The sequence below is a fragment of the Brucella pseudintermedia genome (assembly GCF_008932435.1).
GTDB lineage: Bacteria > Pseudomonadota > Alphaproteobacteria > Rhizobiales > Rhizobiaceae > Brucella > Brucella pseudintermedia.
This window is the reverse complement of sequence record NZ_WBWE01000007.1, coordinates 113223-137585: the sequence shown is the minus strand read 5'-3', so window position 1 is coordinate 137585 and position 24363 is coordinate 113223. Positions and strand designations below refer to the sequence as shown.

Here is a 24363-nt window from a genome sequence, read left to right as displayed (position 1 = left end):
TATATTCAACCTCACGGGTGAATAATGAACGATGATGCTTTGTCGCATATTCTCAAGGCCGTGGGGGACGTTACCCGACGGCACATCTTGACGCTTCTCGTACAGGAGGGCGCGTCAAGGGTGACTGCGCTCGCCGCTCATTTCGACATGTCGCTCAACTCGGTCTCCAAACACATCAAGGTGCTGGAGGAGGCAGGGCTGGTCACCCGCAAGACTTTAGGACGCGAGCATTTCATTGCCGCCGAGCTGGAGCCCGTGCGGGAAGTGGAGGCATGGTTTGCGGAACTGAAGTCTGTCTGGGAACTGCGCCTCACGGCGCTGGAAGATGTACTCGTTTCTAAGGAACATGAAAATGAGTGAGCTCGAACTGACAGTCAATCGCAGGATTGCGGCCCCACGGGAGAAGGTATTCAACGCATGGCTGTCGCCTGAAACGCTGGCGAAATTCATGCGTGCATCAAGTGACAGCACCGGACCTTCCGATGTCAGCACGGATGCGGTGAAAGGCGGTCGCTTTTCCATCGTCATGCACATGGTCGATCGCGACGTGCCCCATTCGGGCACTTATCTGGAAATCGACCCACATTCACGCCTGGCGTTCACGTGGAATTCGCCCCACTCGCTGGACGACAGCGTGGTGACGATAGACCTCAAGGAAGTAGATCCAAATACCACCGACATTACGCTGAAACAGGTCAAGTTCCGCAGCCCTGAAGCCCGCGACGGCCATATCAAAGGCTGGACCACCATTCTGACGAATTTCGACGGACTGGCCAACTGATCCTGCCGACAGAAATGAAAATGCCGGGTGATCGAGCCCGGCATTTATCGATTTACTTCTTCACCAGCGTCGCCACGGCTTCGACATGCGGTGACCAGAGAAACTGGTCAATCGGCGTGACCCGCGTGACGCGATAACCGCCCTTCACCAGAATGGCGAGATCGCGGGCGAGCGTCACCGGATTGCACGAAACCGCGACAACCTTCTCCACCTTGGATTTTGCCAGCTCAAGCGCCTGTTCTTCCGCGCCTGCGCGAGGCGGATCGAAAACCACGGCGTTATAGGGCAGCAATTCCTTCGGCATCAAAGGACGGCGGAACAGGTCGCGGCGCTCTATCGAGACGGGCTTCAAGCCCTGCACATGGCGCACGCCGCGATCAAGGGCCGCGAGCGCCAGCGCGTCGTTCTCGACCGCATGAACCGCGCTCTTTTCTGCAATCCGCAACGCAAATGTGCCGACGCCGCAGAACAGGTCAGCGACACGCTTGGACTTGCCGACATGAGCCAGCACGAGCTGCACCATCGCCTCTTCGGCATCCTCCGTTGCCTGCAGGAAGCAACCGGGCGGAACCGGAACCGGCACCTTGCCGAAATGAATGAGCGGCTTTTTCGGCTCGACGATGATTTCACCCTCGTGCGAAAGACGCGCAAAGCCCTTTTTCATGACAAGCGCGGTCAAGGCGCGGCGCTGGCTGTCATCCAGCACGCCGCAGCCGCTCGCCGCGAGATCAAGGCCGGACGCCGTCAGTGTCGCCGCCAGCTTGAACGGCTTGGAACCGGGTGCAATCAAGGCCCCAACTTCACGCAGATCATCAAGCCGTGCCATGATTTCGGGAACAGTTACAGCGCATTCGACTATATCGATGATTTCATGGCTCAAGTGGCGGTTGAAGCCGAGCAGCACACCCCTTTCCGTCTTGCGTGCCGCAAAAACAGCGCGGCGGCGTGTGCGCGGCTGACAAGCCTCCAGCGGGGCAACTTCCGTGTCGATCCCCCTGCCCTTCAGCGCGGAAACAACCAGTTCGCGCTTCCACAGGCGATAGGGCTCATCCTGCCAATGCTGCAAGGCGCAGCCGCCGCAATCCTCGAAATGCCGGCAGGCAGGGGCCTGACGCTCAGGCGATGTTTCAAGAAGCGCCATAACCGTCGCGCGGTTCTTGTCGCGCGCGACATTGGCCACTTCGCCCGGCAGCGTGAAAGGCACGTAAATCTGACCGTCGGAAAGGTTGGCAACGCCATCGCCGCCCGCACCAACCGAGCGGATTGTAATTTGCCCAGTACTTGGCGTCGTCATCGGTCTTTCTTTCCTGCCAGGAGATATTCACGATTGCCGTCGCCGCCTTCAATGGGCGACGGGCAAAGGCCGAGCGCGCGCCACCCGGCTTGCGTCTCCAGCCACAATCTCAGTTCTTCTGCAATGCGTTCACCATCTTTCGGGTCGCGCAGAATGCCGCCCTTGCCGATGGCCTCGCGGCCCGCTTCAAATTGCGGCTTTACGAGAAGCGCGCAAATAGCATCTTTTTGCGCAAAGGCCAATGCCGCAGGCAAGGCGAGTTTCAGCGAGATGAAGCTCACATCCGAAACCACGCAATCGATTTCACGTCCATCCAGGTCGGAAAATTCCAGCGCACGGGCGTTGAGCCCTTCCTTTTTGGTGACACGAGGATCAGCGCACAAGGTCGCGTGCAGCTGGTCGTGGCCCACATCGATGGCGAGTACGTGGTTCGCGCCACGCTCCAGCAACACTTGTGTGAAGCCGCCTGTCGAAGCACCAATGTCGAGTGCTGTGCGCCCTTTCACATCAAGGCCGAAATGGTCGAGCGCCGCAATAAGCTTCAGGGCGGCGCGGGAGACATATGCGCTTGCCGGATCGTCAACGGCGATGTTTGCCGTGCGAAAAACCGTCTGGCCCGGCTTGGTGACTGGCTTGCCGTCCACCTTGACCGTGCCGCGCTGAATTGCATCACGCGCCCGCGAACGCGTTGCAAACAGCCCGAGTTCGACCAGCAGCTGATCGAGCCGCAGGTTCCTGTCGCCAACCGGTTCAGGCACGGTGGGAGGTGGTCAGTTGGTCGCGGCCAAGAGCGGCAAACACTGCATGTACGATGCCCGCCCGGTCAAGACCGGCCTCGGTATACATGGCGTCCGGCTTGCCATGATCCTGATAGCTATCCGGCAAAGTCAAAGCGCGCACCTTGAGGCCACGATCAAGAAGGCCGTCCGTGGCGAGGAATTGCAGCACATGGCTGCCGAAACCGCCAACCGCACCCTCTTCCACCATCACCAGCACTTCATGCTCACGCGCCAGACGGCGGATCAGATCATGATCGAGCGGCTTGGCAAAACGTGCATCAGCAACCGTGGTCGAAAGACCGGCAGCGCCCAGCTCATCGGCGGCGGCAAGGCATTCCTGCAAGCGCGTTCCGAAGGACAGCAACGCGACCTTCGTGCCCTCCCGCACGATGCGGCCCTTGCCGATTTCAAGCAATTGCCCGCGTTCCGGCAGATCGACACCGACACCATCGCCGCGCGGATAGCGGAAGGAAATCGGACCTTCGTCATATTCAGCGGCCGTGCGCACCATATGGCGCAGCTCGGCCTCGTCGGAAGCGGCCATCACCACGAAACCGGGGAGAGCGGCAAGGAAACCCGTATCGAACGAACCCGCATGGGTCGGGCCATCGGCTCCGACCAGACCGGCGCGGTCGATAGGGAAGCGCACGGGCAGGTTCTGGATCGAAACATCATGCACGACCTGATCGTAGCCGCGTTGCAGGAAGGTGGAATAGATCGCGCAGAACGGCTTGAAACCCTCGCTGGCAAGGCCGGCGGCGAAAGTCACCGCATGTTGCTCGGCAATGCCGACATCGAATGTGCGCTGCGGGAACACCTCGCCAAAAAGATCAAGCCCGGTGCCCGACGGCATGGCGGCTGTGATCGCCACGATTTTGTCGTCATGACGGGCTTCCTCGATCAGGCTTGTGCCGAAAATCTTGGTGTAGCTCGGCGCATTTGCAGGCGGCTTCGACTGCTTGCCGGTAATGACATCAAACTTGTTGACGCCGTGATATTTGTCGACGGCGGCTTCCGCCGGCGCATAACCCTTGCCCTTTTGCGTGACGACGTGGATCAGCACCGGGCCTTCCTGCGTATCGCGCACATTTTTCAGGATCGGCAGCAGATGATCCAGATTATGCCCGTCAATGGGGCCGACATAATAGAAGCCAAGCTCCTCGAACAGAGTGCCGCCGGTGAAGAAGGCGCGCGCATATTCCTCCGACTTGCGGGCCTTGTCCTGCAGGAACTTCGGCAGTTTCTTGGCAACCTGTTTCGCAGCCTCGCGGACACTGCGATAGGTCTTGCCGGAGACGAGGCGCGCAAGATAGGCGCTCATAGCGCCGGTCGGCGGCGCGATCGACATGTCGTTATCATTGAGGATGACGATCAGGCGCGCATCGAGCGCACCGGCATTGTTCATCGCTTCATAGGCCATGCCCGCCGACATTGAACCATCGCCGATAACCGCAATCACATTGCGCTTTTCGCCCGAAAGATCCGATGCGACGGCCATTCCGAGGCCAGCCGAAATCGAGGTCGACGAATGCGCGGCGCCGAAAGGATCATATTCGCTTTCGGTGCGCTTGGTGAAACCCGAAAGGCCACCGGTCTGTCGCAATGTGCGAATACGGTCGCGACGCCCGGTCAGAATCTTGTGCGGATAGGCCTGATGACCGACATCCCAGATGATGCGGTCGTGCGGCGTGTCGAAGACATGGTGCAATGCTACCGTCAGTTCGACCACACCCAGTCCCGCGCCCAGATGCCCGCCAGTGGTCGAAACCACGTCGATCAGCTCCGCGCGCAATTCTTCCGCCAGTTGCGGCAGATCAGATTCCGGCAATGCACGCAGTCGATCCGGGGTCGGCGCCTTGTCAAGCAATGGGGTCAAGGGTCGGGACATTCAAACAACCTGTTTCTGGTTAGGTCTTGTTGTCGGTATAGCAGCAATGCAACGGGATCAAGCAGGGCGGGACATCGTGTCCTACGGTTCGGTTCATAATGCTTATTCAGGCAAAGGTATGAAATCCTCCTCGTCACCGGGCACAATATCAAAACGTCCGGTGCGCCATTCTTCCTTGGCCTGTTCAATCCTCTCCCGCGAAGAGGATACGAAGTTCCACCATACATAGCGCTTCGAGCCAAGGGCAGCACCGCCAAAAAGCATGATATGCGCTCCCTCCGGTCCGGCCTGCACCACGATATCGTCGCCGGGACGAAAGGCCAGCAAGCGATCCGGCGGGAACACTTCTCCCCCAATGCCGACATTGCCCTGCAACGTATAGATAGCGCGCTCCTCGGCCGCGGGCGGGATCGGGAAACGCCCGTTCGGCTCAATTCGAATATCCGCATAAAGCGTATCGGCGTGCTGGATTACCGGCGATTTGAGCCCCAGCATGGAGCCCATGATCAGCCGTCCTGAAAAATCACGATCCTCCATCAATGGCAGATCGGGAGCATTGGTGTGAAAAAACTCCGGGTTGATTTCTTCCAGCGCGTCGGGGAGTGCCAGCCAAGTCTGAATGCCGGAAATCGGCAATGGTCCATTGCGTTCCTCTTCCGGCGAACGCTCGGAGTGCACAATGCCGCGACCGGCGGTCATCAGGTTCACGTCGCCCGGACGAATGACCATTTCGGTGCCAAGGCTGTCCCTGTGGCGGATATGTCCGTCAAAAAGATAGGTGACCGTGGAAAGGCCGATATGCGGATGCGGGCGCACATCCAGCGCCTCGCCATCGCGCAGAACAGCCGGCCCCATGCGATCGAAGAAAATGAACGGCCCGACCAGACGGCGACGCACCGTTGGCAAAGCTCGCCGCACTTCCAGCCCGCCAATGTCGCTCGTACGCGGGATGACCAGCGTTTCGATGCTGTCTACCGACGTCTTGTCACCAAGAACCGGATCAGGACACGGAAAGAAACTCATGAAACGCGACTCCAGCCATTAATCTGTAGAGCTTATATAGGCGCTGATTGCAGTTTATCGAAAGCACGTTCAAAACAAAACCGCACCGACAAGCGGTGCGGTCCAGTCGCAATACAAAATTTTGTCAGCGGCCTTGCAGCAGCTTGGAAAGCGCGCTGGTGTCGGGAACCTGTCCGTTTGTCGTCAGCTTGTCCACCAAACCCGGCAGAACCTGCGATAGCTGGTTCAAAAGCTCCTGCTGGTCGATGCCGGCATGTTCCGCGATTTCACTGAGCGTTTTCTGGCCAAGCGCATCCCCGAGCTGTCCCGGCTCGATGGGATGGTTGGAGCCCTGACCGACCCAGGAATCCACCTTGTCGCCAAGGCCAGCCTGTTTCAATTGATCGAGGAGACCGCCAAGCCCGCCGCCGAGAGGCCCCGGCGCGGAGGGAGCCGCAGAAGCATTTCCAGCAGCCGCACCACCGAGCAGACCGCCAAGCCCGCCAAGGATGCCACCGAGCAGGCCGCCGCCTGCCTGCGACTGATCCGGCGCCGGTACTGGCTGCGCCGGGGCAGCTGCCGTGTCATCTCCATGGCCCTTCAGCATCTTGCCGATCAGCAGGGCGCCAAGCGCAATCAGAACCGGCTTCGCCAGGCTTCCGCCGGGAATAGGCGAATTGCCCGAGTTGTCATCATAACTTCCCATCACACGATACTCCCTGTTATCCGATGCCAACTGTGCATTCGGTAAGATAAAGGTAAATGGGTTTCCCATTTTGACAAGCATTATACCTTGCAAATTTTGTAGCAGTGTGAAAATCTCCTAAGTGCGTGATGCAAAAGTGCATTTGCGCATCGGGAGATATTAGATGTCTGTTATGAGCTGGATAATACTGGGCTTGATTGCCGGCTTCATCGGCAGCAAGATCGTCAATAAAAGCGGTCAGGGCCTGTTTCTGGATATTGCTCTCGGCATTGTCGGCGCCATCGTCGGCGGTGTGCTTTCGTCTCAGCTTTTTGGACGTGGCGTCACCGGCGCATTCGATCCGATCAGCCTCGTTATTGCGATAGTCGGCTCGATAATCGTGTTGTGGGTCTACCACGCAATTACCGGCAAGCGTTCCATCGGTTGATGTGCTAGATACAGATTTCAGGCTCCGGCTCGTCCGGGGCCTTTTATCGTGTTTCGATCTGACTGGGATCAGATCGACATTTGCCGAAAGACCTACAAATCAATGAGCTTTCTGGAACCTTATATTGCTGCATATGGCGCGCTTGCTCTTTTCGTAATCGTATATTTTGAATCCTTCGGCGCTCCCCTGCCCGGTGAAAGCGCCCTCATTGCAAGCTCGCTGCTCGCCCTGCATGGCACCCTCAACATCGAAACCGTGCTGATTGCGGTGTTTATCGGCGCCGTGCTTGGCGACTGTACGGGATACCTGATCGGTCGTTTTGGTGGCCGACGATTGATCCTCAGATACGGGCACCTTGTCAAACTCACACCGGAACGGCTGGAGCAGTTCGAGAAACTTTTCGATAGCAAGGGAATTTATGTGGTGGCGACTGCTCGCTTCGTCGTGCTTCTGCGGCAGTTGAACGGGATCATCGCGGGCTCGATGAAAATGGACCCGCTGCATTTTCTGGCGGCAAATATTGTCGGCGCTATGGGATGGACGCTGGCCTGGGGCCTTGGCCCCTATCTGCTGAGTGGCGCTCTGGCGCCCTATGTCGCCCAGCTCAAGACACTTTTCTGACCGGATTGGCCCGGTCAGTCTTATTGCAGCCAGTATATTCGGGCAGGATTATTCGGGGTCAAGCGGTTCGGTGCCGACCGGCTGGCCATCGCGGCCGATGCGGATTTTCTCCACCTTGTCCTCGGCAGATTTCAGAAGCGTGTCGCAATGCTTCTTGAGGGCTTCGCCGCGTTCGTAGATGCGAATGGACTCCTCCAGCGGCACGTCGCCCCGCTCCAGATCGTCGACGATCTTCTCAAGCTGCTTCAGCGCATCCTCGAAGCTCATTACCGCAATGTCGGCGTTGGACGGTTCGGTTACCATGATTCATCCTTTCAACAGCCGCGTAATATGCGCAGACGCGGACTGCGACAAGCCCTCTAGATCATATCCACCTTCAAGCACACTCACTAGCCGGTGATCGCAGAACCTTTCTGCCCGCTCCATGAGTTTGCCTGTCGCCCAATCAAAATCCGCCTCGTCGAGATTTAGCTCGGCCAGCGGATCGCGAAAATGAGCATCGAAGCCAGCCGAAATAAGGATCAAATCTGGCCGGAAATTGTCCAAGGCGGGCAATACACGACTATTAAATGCCTCGCGAAATTCGCGGCTTCCGGTATCGGGAGAAAGCGGCGCATTGACGATATTGCCAACGCCGGTTTCATCCTTCGCCCCCGTGCCGGGATATAGCGGAAACTGATGCGTCGAACAGAACAGGACGCCTGGATCGTCCTTGAAAATATCCTGCGTTCCGTTTCCGTGATGCACGTCCCAATCAACGATTGCGACGCGCTCGGCACCGTAGCGGCGCTGTGCATGGCGGGCAGCAATCGCAACATTGTTGAAAAGGCAAAAACCCATCGCTGTGGAACGTTCGGCATGATGTCCCGGCGGGCGAGCCGCAACGAACACATTATTTGCAGCACCCGAAAATACATCATCAACCGCAGCCGTGGCCGCACCGATTGCCGTCAGCGCGGCCTCCAGACTTTTCGGGCTGACATAGGTATCGCCATCGAGCCGCACCACGGGCGCAGGCGCTTCCTCGTCCGGAGCAGGCTCGGGTATTCCGGCGCGTATCGCTTCCAGATGCTTTTCAGGATGCGCAAGGAGCACAGCCGCTTCGTCGGCACGCGGTGCCTCCACCCGGTCGAGCCGGTAGAAATCCGGCCCCTCCAGTTCACTCATCAGCGCCCGGATACGATCCGGACGCTCTGGATGGCCCGGCGGGGTCAAATGTTCAAGATAGATCGGATGCCAGTAAAGCCGTGTCGTCATAGTTTCACTATAGCATCTCACCGGCACATGACCATGACGGCCATGTGCCACCTCGCTGAAATGAGGTCAGATGATTTCGGTTCGGGCGATGTCGATGCCGAAGCCTTCAAGGCCGACATAGTGGCGCTCACGCGATGCCAGCAGCACAATCGACGTGATGCCGAGATCCTTCAATATCTGCGCGCCGAGACCGATCTGACGCCACTCTTCCTCGCGGGCGACCGCTTCGGCATGGCTTTCATGGTCGCTCTGGATCGCATCGCGGGCGCGGGTATCATGATGATCGGAACGCACGCCGACAGAGCCTTCGCGCAGATAAACCAGTACGCCGCGACCTTCCTTGCCCATCTTTTCCATGATGGCATCAAGATTGCTGCCGCCCTTGCCGAACACATCGTTCAGCACGTCTTCGCGGTGCAGGCGGACCGGCACTTCCTCGCCGTCACGAATGTCGCCGAACACGACAGCCACGTGCTGCATGGGTTCCCATGGCAATTCATAGGTATAAGCATGAGCGGCGCCTGCGCAGGTCTTGACCGGCGCATCGCCAACGCGCTTGACCAGCGTTTCCTTGCGCTGGCGATAGGCGATGAGGTCGGCAACCGTGACCCGATGCAGCGCGTGTTTTTCGGCAAAAGCCTTTACGTCGGGGCCGCGCATGACGGAACCGTCATCGTTGACCAGTTCGCAGATCACGCCGATGGGCGGCAGGTTTGCGAGCTTGCAAAGATCGACAGCGGCTTCCGTATGGCCTGACCGCATCAGAACGCCGCCTTCGCGGGCAACCAGCGGGAAAATATGGCCGGGACGCACGAAATCCGAAGCGCCGGCATTCGGGTTCGCCAGATTGCGAACGGTCAGCGTGCGGTCTTCCGCCGAAATGCCGGTCGTCGTGCCGTGGCGGTAGTCGACCGTCACCGTAAAGGCCGTCGTATGGGCAGATTCGTTTTCAGCAACCATGGGCGCGAGATTGAGGCGCTTGGCTTCCTCGCGGGTCATCGGGGTGCAGACGATACCGGACGTGTGACGAACGATGAAGGCCATCTTTTCCGGTGTGCAATGCACGGCGGCGACAATCAGGTCGCCTTCGTTTTCGCGCCCGTCATCATCCATGACCACAACGATCTCGCCGCGTTCAAAAGCACGAAGCGCATCAACGACCTGTTTCTGATTATAGCTCATTTCGACCTCTGTATGTCAGACAACCGACTGGCCCAATCGCCGGTTAGATTATGGCCAGTCCGGCCCCAAATGAATCAGACGCGGCCAGTCTGGCCGCGATGACGCAGATAATGATCGGCAATAGCGCAAGCCACCATCGCCTCGCCGATCGGCACGGCGCGAATGCCCACGCATGGATCATGACGCCCCTTGGTCATCACATCCACTTCCTTGCCATCCTTATCGACAGAGCGGCGCGGGGTCAGGATCGATGAGGTCGGCTTGACGGCAAAGCGCGCCACGACCGGCGCACCGGTTGCAATGCCACCCAGAATGCCGCCCGCATGATTTGACAGGAACAGCGGCTTACCGTCATTGCCGATGCGCATTTCGTCGGCGTTTTCCTCGCCGGTAAGACGCGCCGCCTCGAAACCATTGCCGATTTCCACGCCCTTCACGGCGTTGATCGACATCAGCAGGCTGGCGATGTCCTGATCCAGCTTGCCATAGATCGGCGCGCCAATGCCGGCAGGCACGCCTTCAGCGACGATCTCGATGACCGCGCCAACCGACGATCCGCTCTTGCGAATGCCGTCGAGATAGTCCGCGAACAATTCGACCGAACCCGCATCCGGCGAGAAGAAAGGATTGTTGTCCACTTCGGACCAGTTCCAGCGGCGGCGGTCGATGCCGTGCACGCCCATGGCAACCAGCGCGCCCTTGACTTCCAGCCCCGGCACGATCTTGCGCGCTATGGCGCCAGCAGCAACACGGGCTGCGGTCTCGCGGGCGGAAGAACGGCCGCCGCCACGATAGTCGCGAATGCCATATTTGACGTCATAGGTGTAATCGGCATGGCCGGGACGGTACTGGCGGGCAATCTCGCCATAATCCTTCGAGCGCTGGTCGGTGTTCTCGATCATCATCGAGATCGGCGTGCCGGTCGTCGTCATGGTCACGCCGTCATCGTCCAGAAGAACGCCGGAAAGCACGCGCACCTGATCGGGTTCGCGGCGCTGCGTGGTATATTTGGACTGGCCGGGTTTGCGCTTGTCGAGATAGGCCTGAATTTCAGCTTCCGTGAAGGTGATACCGGGCGGGCAGCCGTCAACAACGCAACCGAGCGCCAGACCATGGCTTTCGCCCCAGGTGGTTACGCGGAACAGATGGCCGAAACTATTGTGAGACATGCGCGACGCCTGAATAAATTGTCCTTGTCCGGAGCAGGCCAAGGAGAGAGCAGCTACTTTACGCGCCGGTTTTATTGGGCTTTTCGACGCCGGTCAAATCAAGCTCCCCCGTGACGTAAAATTTCCTTCTGGAGATCGGTATACGGCATTTTTTTTGACACATTCCGCACGCTACATTGTGGGACTGAAGGCGTGGGGCGCCGGAACATCAACAGCGACAATCGTGTCGAATCGGTCAGGCGACAACCCAATCCGAGGCACAACCAAAGGAACGGACGTCATGCATTATCTGGTCGGATTAATCCTCATCATTGCTTCGCTTTTCTCCACGGTAGCGATGGCGGACGATGCCGAAGGCAAGATCACCGGCATCAACAAGGACAGCGAAACCATAACGCTGGATGACGGCGAGACATACAAGCTGCCCGGCGAGTTCGATTATAGCGCGATCAACAAGGGCATGAAGGTCCTCATCATCTATGATGTGGTCGACAGCACACGCTTCATCACCGATATTCAGGAAGCGCCGTAAGCTGCAGCGCCCTCAAGCACGGTCGATTAAAGGGTTACGTGGCCATCCACACAGGTAACGACATTGCCGCCGATCCAGATTCCGTCGGCTTCGCGCCGAACGTGGATGCGCCCTGCCCGCCCAAGAACAGTGCCCTGGCTGGCGATATAAGATGCGCGCGCTATGCCACTGCCGATCAACCATTGGGCTATGCCGGCGTTCAGACTTCCTGTAACCGGGTCCTCAAAGCCAGCGGCGGTAAAAGCGCGGACTTCAAAATCGGCAGCGTCACCGTCGTCGGCCCGTTTCCATGGCGCGACGACACCCACCCGGAGGCCAGAGATCGCAGCGAAATCCGGACGCAGAGCCAGCACCTCCTCCCTGCTTTTCAGAAGGACGGCGAGCCAGCCCGGACCATTATCGACCCAGTTCGCATCAACAATGACGTCCATGCTGATATGCAACGCTCCTGCGATGCGTTGCAGCAATTGCGGTTCAAGGGCATCGCTTCTGATCAGTTCGGGCGCAGCAAAGGAAAGCATGTCGCCGTCCCTGCGTATGCGGATCAAACCGGCCTCGCATTCCTGCACGACTTCCCCGTCACCGGCTCTTCCATTCGAAGCCAGCCAGACATGACAGCTCCCCAAAGTCGGGTGTCCAGCAAAAGGTAATTCACGCGACGGGGTGAAAATCCGGACGCGATAGTCCGCCCCGATTTTTGTCGGCTTTAGCAGAAAAGTGGTTTCGCTCAGATTGGTCCAGTTTGCAAACGCAGCCATTCGGGCGTCGTCCAAGCTGTCTGCATCGACAACGACTGCCAGCGGATTGCCGCCCAACGGACGGGAAGCGAAGACATCGACCTGCTGAAACTTGAACGTAAGGCTCATCGAAACCGGCGCCTCCCCCGCAAATAGACTGTTGGTCAGGCCCGCTGTTCTCAAACCCACTCAAGCTTGCCGTTTTCGAACTTCAGAACCTTGTCCTGCGGGATGGATAGATTAGCGGCGGCGTGGCCATCCATATCGCCGTAAAGGTAAAACAGGGTGCGAATGCAGCCGCCATGCGTGACGCAAACGGTTGGCCACTCCACAGCCTCTACCCAGCGCCCTATACGGCGCGACAGGCTCATATAGCTTTCAGCGGTCGTGCCGGGCGGCACAAAATTCCACTTGTCGCGGGCTCGCGCTTCCAGGAGATCCTCGCGTTCCCTTGCAATGTCCTCCATCATGAAACCCTGCCAGTCACCGAAGTTGACTTCCATCAATTGGGGGTCGGTGCGGTAATCATAAGGATCGAGCCCCATGCGTAGGCGGATGCGCTCCATCGTTTCGCGGGTGCGACGCAAGGGGCTTGCCACGAAGTCGAAGCCCGCGCCGTCGCCGATCAGGGACTTCAGCATATCGCCATTGCGATCTGCCTGAGTGCGGCCATGGGCATTGATATCGATGTCGAGCTGTCCCTGAATGCGCTGCGAGACATTCCAGTCCGTCTCGCCGTGACGCGAAAAGTAGATGATTTCCCGAGCCACAGCTCTACCTCAATATGCCGTCAGTCAATGTGTGGATAGCTTTCCCGCATTGGGAAAGAAAAATCCCGAAAAGCCGGTCAGCTTTTCGGGATTTTGTATTCGCTGCTTCAATCTTTCACGACCGAAATATCCGGCGCGTCCACCGCTTTCATGCCGATGACATGATAGCCGCTATCCGCGTGATGGACTTCGCCCGTCACCGAACGGGACAGGTCGGAAAGGAAATAGAGGCCGACATCGCCCACTTCCTCGATGGTAACGGTACGGCGCAGCGGCGCGTTGTACTCGTTCCATTTCAGGATATAGCGGAAATCGCCAATGCCGGAGGCAGCGAGCGTCTTGATCGGGCCTGCCGAGATTGCGTTGACGCGAATGTTCTGCGGGCCAAGATCGACGGCCAGATATTTCACGCTTGCTTCAAGAGCAGCCTTGGCCACGCCCATGACATTGTAGTTCGGCATGACTTTTTCGGCGCCGTAATAGGTCAGCGTCAGGATCGATCCGCCGTCGTTCATCAGCTTTTCCGCCCGGCGCGCAACCGCCGTCAGCGAATAAACCGAGATCAGCATCGTGTTGGTGAAATTGGCTTCCGACGTATCGAGATAGCGGCCAGTCAGTTCGTCCTTGTCGGAAAAACCGATAGCGTGCACCAGGAAGTCGAGCTTGCCCCACTTCTTTTCAAGCGTCTCAAAAACAGCATCAATACTGGCGGCATCCGCCACGTCGCAATGTCCGGCAACGAACGCGCCAAGCTCTTCTGCCAGAGGCTCGACACGCTTCTTCAATGCATCGCCCTGATAGGTGAATGCGAGCTCTGCGCCTGCATCACGAGCGGCCTTCGCAATACCCCATGCGATGGAGCGGTTGTTGGCGACGCCCAGAATCAATCCACGCTTGCCCTGCAACAAACCTGACTGTGCGGTCATTAGGGGTCCTCATTGAAAACAATTAACTTGTTGCCCTATCGCACAGCCTCGGCTCTCCTTCAAGCAATTGCAGTGAAAAAGCCGGGCATTGTCACCTTACTGCCGCAAAGAGACAACACCCGGCTTCAAACGATTGAAGACGCGCTCAGGCTTGTTTGCGTTTCTGCAGGAATTCTTCCAGTTCCCGGTCGCCGCCTTCCGGCAGCATGATCCGCACATGCACGTAAAGATCGCCACGTCCACCGGCTTTGAGAGGGAGCCCCTTTTCTTTCAGCCGCAGCACACGGTCCGAACTCGACCATGCCGGTATTTTCACCGCAATCCGCCCGTCGAGCGTCTCGACCTCCTGCTTGCCGCCCAGAACGGCGTCGACAAGCTCGACCGACAAGTCCACATGGACGTCGCGGCCTTCCAGACGAAACCGGGGATGCGCCTTGAAGTGGATCGTAACCAGCGCATCACCGGCCGTTCCGCCCACCAAGGTCTCGCCCTGCCCTTTCAGGCGAATGGTCTGACCGTCTTCGACATATTTGGGCAGCTTGATCTTGAGGTGCTTGCCGTTGGGAAAAATCGCCTCGACCTTTTCCGCGCCGGCAGCCTGCTCCAGCGTGATATCAATGGATGCCGAAAGATCGGCTCCCTTCGCCGGGCCACGCTGACGCGCGCCGCCCGCGCGGGCACCGCCGCCGAAAGCGCCGCCAAAGAGATCGTTCAATATATCTTCTGCACCGCCGAAGCCACCGCCCTGCTGAAACCCGCCGGGGCCGGAACGAAATTCAAAATGGCTGTTGCCGCCGCCCTGCCGGAAACCGGCGAAGGGGTCGCCATGAGCGCCGCCGAAGCCCTGCCCGCCTGCGAAGCCCTGGAAAGCAGGCTTGCCTTCGGCATCGATCTCGCCACGGTCGAATTGCCCGCGCTTGTCCTTGTCGCCCAGAATTTCGTAGGCTTGATTCAGTTCTGCAAAACGCTCCTGCGCCTTCGGATCATCCTTGTTCTGATCCGGGTGGTGCTTTTTGGCCAGTTTGCGAAAAGCCGATTTTATTTCTTCGGGCTTCGCCGTTTTGGCGACGCCCAGCACGCTATAGGGATCGCGCATATAGTTCCTCTTTCAGGAAATAATTGTGAGATGAACAAGATTCGTTGCCCACAATATGCGCATCTGACCCGCAAAGTTCCAGTCAGGTCAGGCTTTTCTTTTCAGATCGGGGCGAAAGACGTCACCGTCCATTGACCGCCGCGTTCCATGCAGGTTTCGCCGCGATAGATGGAAACGCCGTCAAAAGCCTCGCGCGAGGTTTCGAACTCGCGGCAGAGCTGATTGTTCTTGTTGTTCTCGGCAATCGTCGTGATGGTGCCCTGGCTTCCCGTGTCGGGATTGGCCCACGGAACCGGTTTCTTTCCCCATTGCGTGAAATCAAGCGCGGAAACGACGTTCTTTATGGCGGACTGATCGGAAAGCTTGCCGGTATCGGTCTCGACCTGCTGCGACTTCACGGACCCGGTGACCATGGAAGAATCAGGAACTGCCTTTTCGATGCTCACCCCGCCCATGGCGCAACCGGCGAGCGAGAAAAGGCCTATGCCAATCGCAGCCTTGCGCAGCGCATTGGCGCCACGGCACGGGCTCCGGAATTTGTCCTTCTGGCGAAGCGTCTCGACGGCCAACGCTATTCCCTTGTTCTACACGCTAAAGATGCAGGGATTATGGGTGCGCTTGAGTTAACAAGCGGTGTGCCGGAAAGGTAAACAAATCGGAATCAGAGCACAACGCCCAACTCCTTACTTTATTCAGTTGTCTAAGGATGCGCCCGGCTTTCTGTGACCATAGGCAACTAAAGCCGCCACCTCGCACCGATTGGCGGCAGGCGGAAGAACCAAATCGCTGCCTGCGACGACACATCCCGGCAAGGCCATGGACAAAATGCCGGTTATCGAAGAAGCTCGGCCCGCCCCCCTATCTCTTGGGTCTCCGGTGAAGATTCCCTTCCAGGATGATCCGCATATTTCCGACAGGCTGTTGAAAATCCAAAATGACAAACGCAAGCGACGACTTCACCGAATCCTCCCAGCCGTTCAAACTCTTTGCCGACTGGCTGGCCGATGCCAAACAGAGCGAACCGAACGACCCGAATGCGGTCGCGCTGGCGACGGTTGACCCGGATGGCCTGCCCAATGTGCGCATGGTGCTGCTGAAGGATTTTGACGAGCAGGGCTTCGTCTTCTACACCAATTATGAAAGCACCAAGGGCAAGGAAATCCTGTCGGCGGAAAAAGCCGCGATGTGCTTCCATTGGAAGACGTTGCGCCGTCAGGTGCGCGTGCGTGGACCGGTGGAAAAAGTCAGCGATGCCGAAGCCGATGCCTATTATGCCTCGCGCCCGCGCGGCAGCCGCATCGGTGCATGGGCATCCAAGCAGTCACGCCCGCTGGAAAGCCGGTTCGCGCTGGAAAAGGCTGTTGCAGAATATACCGCGAAATATGCCATCGGCGACATCCCCCGCCCGCCCTACTGGTCGGGGTTCCGTATCCGGCCGGTCTCGATTGAATTCTGGCACGACCGGGCCTTTCGCCTGCATGACCGCGTGCTCTTCACGCGGCCAACGCCGGAGGGCGACTGGAACAAGGACAGGCTCTATCCCTGATCCGATAAAGCAAGGCCACCATCTCCGGTGGCCTTTTTGTTTATACCAGCGGCTTGACCGCCACCCAGAGGCTTCCGAACACCAGCCCGAGGAAGATCAGCCAGCCGACAATATTGTTGGATTTGAACAGTTTCAGGCACTGGTCGGGGTTGTCTATATCGAGCACGATGATCTGGCGATAGAGATGCACACCCGCCGCAAGCAATCCGGCAAGGGCTGGCATCGGCACCTCAGCCACGGCGAAAGCCGCCGCGAAGAAGCCGATAGCCCCGCCATAGAGGATCATCAGCGCCGTCTTGGTATGCTTGCCGAACAGACGCGCCGTGGAGCGCACGCCCACCAGCGCGTCATCTTCCTTGTCCTGATGCGCATAGATCGTGTCGTAGCCGATCGTCCACAGGATCGCGCCGATATAGAGAAGCACCGGTGCCAGGCTCAGCGAGCCTTCCACCGCGCCCCAGCCCATAAGCGCCCCCCATGAGAAAGCAAGACCGAGCACGAATTGCGGCCAGTCGGTAATGCGCTTCATGAAGGGATAGGCGGCGACGATCAGAAGCGAGAAAATGCCAAGGCCGATGGAAAACCAGTTGAACTGCAGCACCACCACGAGGCCGACCAGTGCCTGCAAGACCAAAAACAGCTTTGCCTGCCCGCGTGTGACCTGCCCCGAGGGCAGCGGACGCGAGCGCGTGCGATCCACCTTGTCGTCAATATCCTGATCGACCAGATCGTTATAGGTGCAGCCGGAACCGCGCATGGCGATGGCGCCGATAAGAAACAGAAACAGATGCCAGAAAGATGGCAATACGGCCCAGGCGCCGTCTCCGGGTTTTGCGCCCGCTCCCGCCACGAGCGCCGCCGACCACCAGCATGGCCAGAGCAGAAGCTGCCAGCCGATGGGACGGTCCCAGCGGGCAAGCTGCGCATAAGGCCAGAGCCAGTGCGGCAGGACGCGATATACCCAATGACCGGAAGGAGCGTCCTTTACCCGCCCGCGCGCATCGCGGGATTGGATGCCGGAGTTGACCTGTGGGTTGGTTTGCGGATGCTGCATGGTCGTCTGCTTTCTCGAAACTGAACGACTCTACCCGCTTTTTCTGGAAAAATCGCGAGCCTGCCCTTGCCCGCGTGTGCGATGGGCAATAGAGAGCCGAGGTAAGTAAACGTTTACTTACCTCAAGCGCAGGGAGCAAGGCATGAAAGTTCTGTTGATCGGTTCCGGTGGACGCGAGCACGCCTTGGCATGGAAGCTTGCCGCCTCTCCCCTGCTCGAAAAGCTCTATTGCGCACCCGGCAATCCGGGCATCGCGGAAGCCGCCGAGCTGGTCGATATCAGCGTGGATGACCACAAGGCGCTGATTGCCTTTGCCAAGGACGAGAAGATCGATCTCGTGGTGGTCGGGCCGGAAGCACCGCTCGTCGCTGGCCTCTCCGATGAAATGCGCACTGAGGGTATCCGCGTGTTCGGTCCCTCCAAGGCTGCGGCGCAGCTTGAAGGTTCCAAAGGCTTCACCAAGGATCTCTGCGCGCACTTCGATATTCCGACAGGCGCGTACGGTCGCTTCAACAATGCGCCCAAGGCCAAGGCCTATATCCGCCAGCAGGGTGCACCCATCGTCGTCAAGGCCGACGGGCTTGCCGCAGGCAAGGGCGTGGTCGTGGCGATGACGCTCGATGAAGCGCTCGACGCCGTTGACGCCTGTTTCGAGGGCGCATTCGGGTCCGCCGGTGCCGAAGTGGTCGTCGAGGAGTTTCTGGACGGTGAAGAAGCAAGCTTCTTCTGCATTTGCGATGGAAAGACCGCCTTGCCGCTCGGCTCGGCACAGGATCACAAGCGCGTCGGCGATGGCGATACCGGCCCCAATACCGGCGGCATGGGCGCCTATGCCCCCGCTCCGGTGATGACGCCGGAAATCGTCGAACGCACCATGCGCGAGTTGATCGAACCAACGATGCGCGGCATGGCCGAAATCGGCGCGCCGTTTTCCGGCATCCTCTTTCTCGGCCTGATGATCGGCAAAGACGGCCCGAAGCTCATCGAATACAATACCCGTTTCGGTGATCCGGAATGTCAGGTGCTGATGATGCGCCTCAACACCGACCTGCTCGCTCTCATCAATGCCGCCGTGGACGGCAAGCTGGATGAAGTTTCGCTCGACTGGAAAGACCAGCCAGCGCTGACGGTGGTGATGGCTGCGGAAGGCTATCCGTCCAATGTGAAGAAGGGCAGCGTGATCCGTGGCCTCGACAAGCTCGAAGGCATGGATGGCGTCAAGATGTTCCACGCAGGCACGGCGGAGAAGGACGGCAACATCATTGCCAATGGCGGCCGCGTGCTGAATGTCACGGCCATCGCCGACACGGTCGCCGAGGCACAGGCCAAAGCCTATGAAGCCGTGAAGCGCATCGACTGGCCGGAAGGATTCTACCGCTCCGATATCGGCTGGCGTGCCGTGGAGCGGGAAAAGCAGTCCTAACATCGCCTATCGGCCTCATCACCGCGCAATAATCCACTTTTTTAAAGCGCTCTCGCCATTGCGGATGGGGCTTTTGCCCGTGGATGCCCGACCGCCATCCCATCACGATGACGTGTATCGAAAACATTGACGTTTACGTAATAAGCCGATAGCTCTTATGTCGGATGGCCGTTTTGGCGCCTGCCGGAATGCAAACAGCGCCGATGCAGGAGAGGCTTCTGAGGAGAAGCTAGCAAATCATATTTTGGAGGAAAGATGTATCGCGCGCCGGTTTCTGAAATTTCCCATACGCTGATGAAGGTTGCAGGGCTGGAAAAGGCCCTGGACGACAACCGTTTCCCTGAATTTTCCGCGGATCTTGCCGCCGCCATTCTGGAAGAAGCGGGCAAATTTGCCTCTGAGCGCGTCGAGCCTCTGCGCATAACCGGCGACAAGCATGGCGCCACAGTCAAGGATGGCGTCGTAACAACCGCGCCGGGCTGGAAAGAGCTTTACCGCGACTGGATTGACGGCGGCTGGAACTCGCTCACCGGCACGCCGGAATATGGCGGTCAGGGCCTGCCGACCATGATGTCGGTGGCTGTCAGCGAAATGTGGAATTCCGGCACGCTGGCCTTCGCCATTGCTCCGACGCTGACCATGGGCGCGGTCGAGGCGCTTGAAAAGCACGCTTCCAAGGAATTGAAGGACGTCTATCTCGAAAAGCTTATCACCGGCGAGTGGATGGGCACGATGAACCTGACCGAACCTCAGGCAGGCTCCGATCTCGGCGCACTTCGCACCCGTGCAGAACGCGCCGGTGACGGCACTTACCGCATTTTTGGCCAGAAGATTTTCATCACCTATGGCGAACACGACCTGACCGACAATATCGTGCATCTGGTGCTGGCGCGCCTGCCCGATGCCCCGGCCGGCACAAAGGGTATTTCGCTTTTCCTCGTGCCGAAATACCTCGTCAATGAAGACGGTTCGCTTGGACGCCGCAACGATCTGTTCTGTTCCGGCCTTGAACACAAGATGGGCATCCACGCCTCTCCGACCTGCACCATGATCTATGGCGACGGTTTCGTGAAGGGCGAGGAACAGGGTGCCGTCGGCTACCTGATCGGCGAGGAAAATCGCGGGCTGGCCTGCATGTTCACCATGATGAACAATGCCCGCCTTCTGGTCGGCATTCAGGGCGTCGGCGTGGCCGAAGCCGCCTATCAGCAGGCGCTCGCCTATGCCAAGGAGCGCAAACAGGGCCGCGCTATCGGCGCAGACCCCAAAGCCGGCATGAGCCCCATCATTGAGCATCCGGATGTGAGCCGCATGTTGCTCACCATGAAGGCGCTGACGCAGATTGCCCGCTCCATCACCTATTCCTGCGCCCATGCCATCGACATGAGCCATGCGACGGACGGCGCGGACCAGCAGTTCTGGTCGGACCGCGCCGGGCTGCTGACGCCGCTCGCCAAGAGTTTTGCAACCGATGCAGGCGTGGATGTCGCATCGCTGGGCGTTCAGATTCATGGCGGCATGGGCTTCATCGAAGAGACGGGTGCGGCACAATTGCTGCGCGACGCCCGCATCACCCCGATCTATGAAGGCACCAACGGCATTCAGGCCATCGATCTGGTGATGCGCAAACTGCCGCTTGGACAAGGCGAGCACATCAAGGGCTTTCTCGCAGAATTGCAGGATGATGCCGACAAGGCGACCGCATCCAATCGCCCGGAACTGGGCGAAACCGGCGCGCGTCTTTCCGCGGCGATCGCGCAAGCCCGCGAGGCCACCGAATGGCTGCAAAAGGCTGTGGCGGAAGGACAGCTTGAGGCTGCCCTTGCCGGAGCCACGCCTTACCAGCGCCTCTTGTCGCTCGTTTCAGGCGGCGCGTACCTTGCGCGTGCGGCGCTTGCCGGTGACGATAGCGGACGTGCGGTTCTGAGCCGCTTCTTCGCGGAAAACATGCTCGCCGAAGTGTCCTCGCTGAAGGACACGGTCATTACGGGCGCCGCCAGCCTTGCCGCCGCCAAATCCGCGCTGGAGGCGCAAGCATGAGCGAACATATCCTGATCGAGCGCAAAGGCGCGATCCAGATCATCCGCCTCAACCGGGCCGACAAGAAGAATGCCATCACGCGCGCCATGTATGCCACCATGGCAAAGGCGCTCAAGGATGGCGACGCCGATGACGCGGTGCGCGTGCATGTGTTTCTCGGCGTTCCGGGGGCGTTCTCGTCCGGCAACGACATGCAGGATTTCATGGTCGCGGCGTCGGGCGGCGATCTCGGCAACGACATTCTGGACTTTCTGGGCGCTCTTTCCAGCGCGAAGAAGCCCATCGTTTCCGGCGTCGACGGGCTGGCCATCGGCATCGGCACGACCATCCACCTGCATTGCGATCTGACATTTGCAACGTCGCGCGCCCTGTTCCGCACGCCGTTTGTCGATCTCGGCCTTGTACCGGAAGCGGCTTCCAGCCTGCTGGCTCCGCCGCTGATGGGGCATCAGAAGGCATTCGCTCTCTTGGCGCTTGGCCACGGTTTTAGCGCGGAAGCTGCGCAGGAAGCCGGTATTGTCTGTCAGGTCGTTGCCGACGATGCGCTGGAAACAGATGTGATGAAGGCAGCGGAAGAAATCGCCTCCAAACCGCCGCAGGCCATGCAGATTGCCCGCGCGCTGATGCGCATGCCCGCTGAAAAAGTTTCCGAACGCATTGCGCGTGAAGCCAGGCATTTTGCCGAGCGACTGACCTCGGATGAAGCCCGCGAGGCCGTTATGGCCTTTCTCAGCCGAAAAAAATAAACCCGAACGTCTTTTTCCGGGCGCATCTTTTCCGAAAACCGGTTTCCACTTTTCGGGATGCGCCTCAAGACATTCGGGGGGCTCTTTGGAGGTCAGCCAAAGTTTTTAAAAGGGTCGCCTTTTATCGGGCGACCCTTTTCGATTTAGTTCCGCGCAATGATTTCCTTGCCGGAGATCACCAGACGAACGCCAAGCGTACCCGTCTTGCGGCGGGCAAGAAAACGCGGACGGCGACGGCGCGGCTCCTGTCCCTGACGGCGAGCCTGAGGCTGGCCGGTGCGGACAGCGCCGGTGCTTTCGTAGAGCGGGCGGGCGACGCCATCTTCCTCGACGAGCATCATCGGCAGGTTGAAGCTTGCGGCCCATGCGCGCCAGTCGGCCGCAACGTCGGTCAGATCATGCGCGACAAGCAGGGGAACCGAAAGCTGCGGATCTTCATGCATCAGCTCCAGCGTCACCGTGATTTCGCCGAATTCGTCCTCCACCGCACGGGCTGCAACACCCACAAATGCATTGGCCGGAAGTGCGATGGACATAGGCAAGCCGCTTGAAGGCAGAACCTGCCGGATCACCGCGCCGCGCTCGTTGATGGTGAAGGTAACGTCGGTGCCGCCGTCGCGGGTCGCATAGCTCACAACCTGCGGAAAGTGAAACGGATCGAGCCGCAATTCCCGGCCTGCCCACTCGGGCTTCAGTCCCTTGCTCATCATTTTCGACGCCTCTGTCTCTCTGTCCTATGTCCGGTTTCCCGGTTGGGCTTTTTGCCCTTGTTGAGACGGAGAATAGGCGCGGTTTATTACCGACGGGCTTAATGAGTTGGGTTAACTTTTTCCTGCCTTTTCCTTTGGTTAGCAGAATGCAACCGGGTGTAAGAATTCGGAAATTCTTCTGAAGAAGCGTTTACTAAAACAAACGGGCGGTAAACCCGCCCGTTCTTGCTTCCCGAAATTATGCGGCACCTACAGAACCTTGCCGGGGTTCATGATGCCGGCTGGATCGAAGGCCGACTTGATACGGCGCATCAGGTCGAGCGCGACATCCTGCTTGAAGAAAGCCAGCTCCTCGCGCTTCAACTGGCCGATGCCATGTTCCGCCGAGATTGAGCCGCCATAGCTCGCAACGATCGTGTGGATACGATGGTTCAATTCGTGCCAGCGTGCAAGGAATGCCTCCTTGTCGGCACCGACCGGCTGCGAAACATTATAATGCAGGTTGCCGTCACCGATATGGCCGAAGCAGACCACGCGTGCGCCGGGGATCATTCCCAGCGTCGCGGCATTTGCCTCATGGATGAAGGCGGGGATGGAAGCGACCGGCACGGAAATATCGTGCTTGATCGAACCGCCCTCCGGCTTCTGCGCCCAGGACATTTCCTCGCGCATCTTCCAGAAGGATTGCGCCTGAGCCACGCTTTCACCGATGGCCGCATCCTGAATAATGTCGTTCTCGAATGCCTCGGTCAGGATCGTTTCCAGCGTCGTGCGCGCATCCTCTTCCGAACGCGAGGATGAAATGTCGATCAGCACATACCAGTCATGCGGGCTTTCGAGCGGATCGCGCACGCCGTCGACATGACGCACGGTGAACTCCACCCCGACGCGCGGCATCAGTTCGAAGCCGGTCAGCGACGGGCCAGCATGTTCAGTCGCAAGCTGGAACAGGCGCAGCACATCTTCCGGGTTGCGCAGGCCCGCATAGGCCACGCCCTTGCCCTTCGGTTGCGGGAATATCTTCAGCACCGCCGCCGTGATGACGCCGAGCGTGCCTTCCGAACCGACAAAAAGGTCTTTCAGGTCGTAGCCGGTATTGTCCTTCTTCACGTAACGAAGATCGTTGAGAATCTCGCCGGTCGGCAGCACGACTTCAAGCCCAAGGCAAAGCTCGCGCATATTGCCATAGGCTAGCACTGCCGTACCGCCCGCGTTGGAGCCAAGATTACCGCCAATCTGGCACGAGCCTTCGGCACCCAGCGACAGCGGAAACAGGCGACCGGCCTTTTCAACGGCGTCCTGAAGGTTTTTCAGGATCACACCAGCTTCAAGCGTCACCAGATTGCCGACCGTATCGAGATTGCGGATACGGTTCATGCGGCCCAGCGACAGGATGATGGCCGTACCGCTTTCGTCCGGCTGTTGCCCGCCGACGAGGCCCGTATTGCCGCCCTGCGGCACCACAGGCGTCTTGGTCTCGGTGGCAAGCTTCATGATCGCCGCAACTTCTTCCGTCGAACCCGGACGAAGAACGAGCGGCGTGCGGCCATGATAAAGATCGCGCTGCTCAATGAGATAAGCGGCGAGGTCTTCCGGCGCGGTCAGCGCGTTCTTTTCACCCACGATGGCGGAGAAGCGTTCGATCAGAGCGGTGTCCAGCATAGTCTGTCTCTTGAA

General features: G+C 58.9%; 26 protein-coding genes. 9 read left to right on the top strand and 17 right to left on the bottom strand.

Going from position 1 to position 24363, the window contains the following annotated elements; translation table 11 throughout:
• Nucleotides 1-24 precede the first annotated feature (24 nt).
• Both F9K78_RS11080 and F9K78_RS11075 read left to right on the top strand, forming a co-directional pair.
• Nucleotides 25-360, top strand: coding sequence for an ArsR/SmtB family transcription factor (locus tag F9K78_RS11080; protein WP_021586135.1), 336 nt, complete (start codon nt 25-27; stop codon nt 358-360).
• The gene (locus tag F9K78_RS11075; RefSeq protein ID WP_113368648.1) at nt 353-781 is read left to right on the top strand and encodes an SRPBCC family protein; all 429 of its coding nucleotides are present in this window, start codon (nt 353-355) and stop codon (nt 779-781) included. The genes F9K78_RS11080 and F9K78_RS11075 overlap by 8 nt, the downstream gene beginning before the upstream one ends.
• 52 nt (nt 782-833) lie before the next feature.
• On the opposite strand, the gene F9K78_RS11070 is transcribed toward F9K78_RS11075, so the two are convergent.
• The 5 genes from F9K78_RS11070 to F9K78_RS11050 form a co-directional block, all read right to left on the bottom strand.
• Entirely contained in the window at nt 834-2075 is a 1242-nt protein-coding gene (locus tag F9K78_RS11070) for a class I SAM-dependent RNA methyltransferase (protein ID WP_151682182.1), read from the bottom strand.
• Nucleotides 2072-2833, bottom strand: a complete 762-nt coding sequence (locus tag F9K78_RS11065; RefSeq protein ID WP_151682181.1) for a TlyA family RNA methyltransferase — start codon at nt 2831-2833, stop codon at nt 2072-2074. Before F9K78_RS11065 ends, F9K78_RS11070 begins: the two co-directional genes overlap by 4 nt.
• A complete protein-coding gene (gene dxs / locus F9K78_RS11060) occupies nt 2826-4742 on the bottom strand; it encodes a 1-deoxy-D-xylulose-5-phosphate synthase (protein WP_151682180.1) in 1917 nt (638 codons plus the stop codon). Before dxs ends, F9K78_RS11065 begins: the two co-directional genes overlap by 8 nt.
• 102 nt (nt 4743-4844) lie before the next feature.
• Nucleotides 4845-5765 carry a pirin family protein gene (locus F9K78_RS11055; RefSeq protein WP_121980560.1) on the bottom strand — a complete coding sequence of 307 codons (921 nt, stop codon included), beginning with the start codon at nt 5763-5765 and terminating at the stop codon, nt 4845-4847.
• Nucleotides 5766-5889: 124 nt separating this feature from the next.
• Nucleotides 5890-6450 (bottom strand): YidB family protein, encoded by a 561-nt coding sequence (locus tag F9K78_RS11050; protein ID WP_121980561.1) that lies wholly within the window; start codon nt 6448-6450, stop codon nt 5890-5892.
• A 163-nt stretch (nt 6451-6613) separates the two neighbouring features.
• Here F9K78_RS11050 and F9K78_RS11045 point away from each other — a divergent pair, with 163 nt between their 5' ends.
• Together F9K78_RS11045 and F9K78_RS11040 are read left to right on the top strand one after the other, a co-directional pair.
• Nucleotides 6614-6877 (top strand): GlsB/YeaQ/YmgE family stress response membrane protein, encoded by a 264-nt coding sequence (locus F9K78_RS11045; RefSeq protein ID WP_121980562.1) that lies wholly within the window; start codon nt 6614-6616, stop codon nt 6875-6877.
• A 102-nt stretch (nt 6878-6979) separates the two neighbouring features.
• Nucleotides 6980-7498, top strand: coding sequence for a DedA family protein (locus tag F9K78_RS11040; protein ID WP_121980563.1), 519 nt, complete (start codon nt 6980-6982; stop codon nt 7496-7498).
• Between the two features lie 48 nt (nt 7499-7546).
• Here the strand turns inward: F9K78_RS11040 and F9K78_RS11035 are convergent, their stop codons facing one another.
• The 4 genes from F9K78_RS11035 to aroC all read right to left on the bottom strand — a co-directional run bounded on the left by F9K78_RS11035 (nt 7547) and on the right by aroC (nt 11106).
• Complete coding sequence (locus F9K78_RS11035; protein WP_002963588.1) at nt 7547-7801, bottom strand: exodeoxyribonuclease VII small subunit; 255 nt, start codon at nt 7799-7801, stop codon at nt 7547-7549.
• Nucleotides 7802-7804: 3 nt separating this feature from the next.
• Nucleotides 7805-8755, bottom strand: a complete 951-nt coding sequence (locus tag F9K78_RS11030) for a histone deacetylase family protein (RefSeq protein WP_121980564.1) — start codon at nt 8753-8755, stop codon at nt 7805-7807.
• Nucleotides 8756-8821: 66 nt separating this feature from the next.
• Nucleotides 8822-9937 (bottom strand): 3,4-dihydroxy-2-butanone-4-phosphate synthase, encoded by a 1116-nt coding sequence (gene ribB, locus F9K78_RS11025; RefSeq protein WP_121980565.1) that lies wholly within the window; start codon nt 9935-9937, stop codon nt 8822-8824.
• A 74-nt stretch (nt 9938-10011) separates the two neighbouring features.
• Nucleotides 10012-11106, bottom strand: a complete 1095-nt coding sequence (gene aroC, locus F9K78_RS11020) for a chorismate synthase (RefSeq protein WP_121980566.1) — start codon at nt 11104-11106, stop codon at nt 10012-10014.
• Nucleotides 11107-11386: 280 nt separating this feature from the next.
• On the opposite strand from aroC, the gene F9K78_RS11015 reads away from it, so the two are divergent.
• Nucleotides 11387-11638, top strand: coding sequence for a DUF1344 domain-containing protein (locus tag F9K78_RS11015; RefSeq protein ID WP_121980567.1), 252 nt, complete (start codon nt 11387-11389; stop codon nt 11636-11638).
• Nucleotides 11639-11664: 26 nt separating this feature from the next.
• Here F9K78_RS11015 and F9K78_RS11010 read toward each other — a convergent pair whose 3' ends face one another.
• The 5 genes from F9K78_RS11010 to F9K78_RS10985 all read right to left on the bottom strand — a co-directional run bounded on the left by F9K78_RS11010 (nt 11665) and on the right by F9K78_RS10985 (nt 15736).
• On the bottom strand, nt 11665-12504 hold the full coding sequence (locus F9K78_RS11010; protein WP_121980568.1) for a PhzF family phenazine biosynthesis protein: 840 nt from the start codon (nt 12502-12504) through the stop codon (nt 11665-11667).
• Nucleotides 12505-12554: 50 nt separating this feature from the next.
• The gene (locus F9K78_RS11005) at nt 12555-13145 is read right to left on the bottom strand and encodes a histidine phosphatase family protein (RefSeq protein WP_121980569.1); all 591 of its coding nucleotides are present in this window, start codon (nt 13143-13145) and stop codon (nt 12555-12557) included.
• Nucleotides 13146-13252: 107 nt separating this feature from the next.
• Complete coding sequence (fabI, locus tag F9K78_RS11000; RefSeq protein WP_121980570.1) at nt 13253-14071, bottom strand: enoyl-ACP reductase FabI; 819 nt, start codon at nt 14069-14071, stop codon at nt 13253-13255.
• A 145-nt stretch (nt 14072-14216) separates the two neighbouring features.
• A complete protein-coding gene (locus F9K78_RS10990) occupies nt 14217-15167 on the bottom strand; it encodes a DnaJ C-terminal domain-containing protein (protein WP_121980572.1) in 951 nt (316 codons plus the stop codon).
• A 101-nt stretch (nt 15168-15268) separates the two neighbouring features.
• A complete protein-coding gene (locus F9K78_RS10985; RefSeq protein ID WP_121985557.1) occupies nt 15269-15736 on the bottom strand; it encodes an RT0821/Lpp0805 family surface protein in 468 nt (155 codons plus the stop codon).
• Nucleotides 15737-16101: 365 nt separating this feature from the next.
• Here F9K78_RS10985 and pdxH point away from each other — a divergent pair, with 365 nt between their 5' ends.
• The gene (pdxH, locus tag F9K78_RS10980) at nt 16102-16713 is read left to right on the top strand and encodes a pyridoxamine 5'-phosphate oxidase (protein WP_121985558.1); all 612 of its coding nucleotides are present in this window, start codon (nt 16102-16104) and stop codon (nt 16711-16713) included.
• A gap of 40 nt (nt 16714-16753) precedes the next feature.
• On the opposite strand, the gene ubiA is transcribed toward pdxH, so the two are convergent.
• Nucleotides 16754-17767: a 4-hydroxybenzoate octaprenyltransferase gene (ubiA, locus tag F9K78_RS10975; protein WP_121985559.1), complete on the bottom strand. Its 1014-nt coding sequence runs from the start codon at nt 17765-17767 to the stop codon at nt 16754-16756.
• Between the two features lie 142 nt (nt 17768-17909).
• Between ubiA and purD the strand changes: the two genes are divergently transcribed.
• The 3 genes from purD (at nt 17910) to F9K78_RS10960 (ending at nt 21976) form a co-directional block, all read left to right on the top strand.
• Entirely contained in the window at nt 17910-19190 is a 1281-nt protein-coding gene (gene purD, locus F9K78_RS10970) for a phosphoribosylamine--glycine ligase (protein ID WP_121985560.1), read from the top strand.
• 255 nt (nt 19191-19445) lie between these two features.
• The gene (locus F9K78_RS10965; protein WP_121980577.1) at nt 19446-21230 is read left to right on the top strand and encodes an acyl-CoA dehydrogenase; all 1785 of its coding nucleotides are present in this window, start codon (nt 19446-19448) and stop codon (nt 21228-21230) included.
• Nucleotides 21227-21976: a crotonase/enoyl-CoA hydratase family protein gene (locus tag F9K78_RS10960; protein ID WP_121980578.1), complete on the top strand. Its 750-nt coding sequence runs from the start codon at nt 21227-21229 to the stop codon at nt 21974-21976. Before F9K78_RS10965 ends, F9K78_RS10960 begins: the two co-directional genes overlap by 4 nt.
• A gap of 143 nt (nt 21977-22119) precedes the next feature.
• Here the strand turns inward: F9K78_RS10960 and F9K78_RS10955 are convergent, their stop codons facing one another.
• Nucleotides 22120-22686 carry a DUF6101 family protein gene (locus F9K78_RS10955; protein WP_121980579.1) on the bottom strand — a complete coding sequence of 189 codons (567 nt, stop codon included), beginning with the start codon at nt 22684-22686 and terminating at the stop codon, nt 22120-22122.
• A 249-nt stretch (nt 22687-22935) separates the two neighbouring features.
• Nucleotides 22936-24348, bottom strand: coding sequence for an FAD-binding oxidoreductase (locus F9K78_RS10945; protein WP_121980580.1), 1413 nt, complete (start codon nt 24346-24348; stop codon nt 22936-22938).
• Nucleotides 24349-24363 lie beyond the last annotated feature (15 nt).

Coding starts and splice junctions, on each gene's coding strand:
- F9K78_RS11050 (WP_121980561.1), bottom strand. CDS start 6,450: ATGGGAAGTTATGATGACAACTCGGGCAATTCGCCTATTCCCGGCGGA.
- F9K78_RS10960 (WP_121980578.1), top strand. CDS start 21,227: ATGAGCGAACATATCCTGATCGAGCGCAAAGGCGCGATCCAGATCATC.
- F9K78_RS10945 (WP_121980580.1), bottom strand. CDS start 24,348: ATGCTGGACACCGCTCTGATCGAACGCTTCTCCGCCATCGTGGGTGAA.
- ribB (WP_121980565.1), bottom strand. CDS start 9,937: ATGAGCTATAATCAGAAACAGGTCGTTGATGCGCTTCGTGCTTTTGAA.
- aroC (WP_121980566.1), bottom strand. CDS start 11,106: ATGTCTCACAATAGTTTCGGCCATCTGTTCCGCGTAACCACCTGGGGC.
- fabI (WP_121980570.1), bottom strand. CDS start 14,071: ATGACCGCACAGTCAGGTTTGTTGCAGGGCAAGCGTGGATTGATTCTG.
- F9K78_RS10955 (WP_121980579.1), bottom strand. CDS start 22,686: ATGATGAGCAAGGGACTGAAGCCCGAGTGGGCAGGCCGGGAATTGCGG.
- purD (WP_121985560.1), top strand. CDS start 17,910: ATGAAAGTTCTGTTGATCGGTTCCGGTGGACGCGAGCACGCCTTGGCA.
- F9K78_RS10965 (WP_121980577.1), top strand. CDS start 19,446: ATGTATCGCGCGCCGGTTTCTGAAATTTCCCATACGCTGATGAAGGTT.
- F9K78_RS11075 (WP_113368648.1), top strand. CDS start 353: ATGAGTGAGCTCGAACTGACAGTCAATCGCAGGATTGCGGCCCCACGG.
- F9K78_RS11015 (WP_121980567.1), top strand. CDS start 11,387: ATGCATTATCTGGTCGGATTAATCCTCATCATTGCTTCGCTTTTCTCC.
- dxs (WP_151682180.1), bottom strand. CDS start 4,742: ATGTCCCGACCCTTGACCCCATTGCTTGACAAGGCGCCGACCCCGGAT.
- pdxH (WP_121985558.1), top strand. CDS start 16,102: ATGACAAACGCAAGCGACGACTTCACCGAATCCTCCCAGCCGTTCAAA.
- F9K78_RS11030 (WP_121980564.1), bottom strand. CDS start 8,755: ATGACGACACGGCTTTACTGGCATCCGATCTATCTTGAACATTTGACC.
- F9K78_RS11010 (WP_121980568.1), bottom strand. CDS start 12,504: ATGAGCCTTACGTTCAAGTTTCAGCAGGTCGATGTCTTCGCTTCCCGT.
- F9K78_RS11045 (WP_121980562.1), top strand. CDS start 6,614: ATGTCTGTTATGAGCTGGATAATACTGGGCTTGATTGCCGGCTTCATC.
- F9K78_RS10990 (WP_121980572.1), bottom strand. CDS start 15,167: ATGCGCGATCCCTATAGCGTGCTGGGCGTCGCCAAAACGGCGAAGCCC.
- F9K78_RS11080 (WP_021586135.1), top strand. CDS start 25: ATGAACGATGATGCTTTGTCGCATATTCTCAAGGCCGTGGGGGACGTT.
- F9K78_RS11040 (WP_121980563.1), top strand. CDS start 6,980: ATGAGCTTTCTGGAACCTTATATTGCTGCATATGGCGCGCTTGCTCTT.
- F9K78_RS11055 (WP_121980560.1), bottom strand. CDS start 5,765: ATGAGTTTCTTTCCGTGTCCTGATCCGGTTCTTGGTGACAAGACGTCG.
- ubiA (WP_121985559.1), bottom strand. CDS start 17,767: ATGCAGCATCCGCAAACCAACCCACAGGTCAACTCCGGCATCCAATCC.
- F9K78_RS11070 (WP_151682182.1), bottom strand. CDS start 2,075: ATGACGACGCCAAGTACTGGGCAAATTACAATCCGCTCGGTTGGTGCG.
- F9K78_RS11035 (WP_002963588.1), bottom strand. CDS start 7,801: ATGGTAACCGAACCGTCCAACGCCGACATTGCGGTAATGAGCTTCGAG.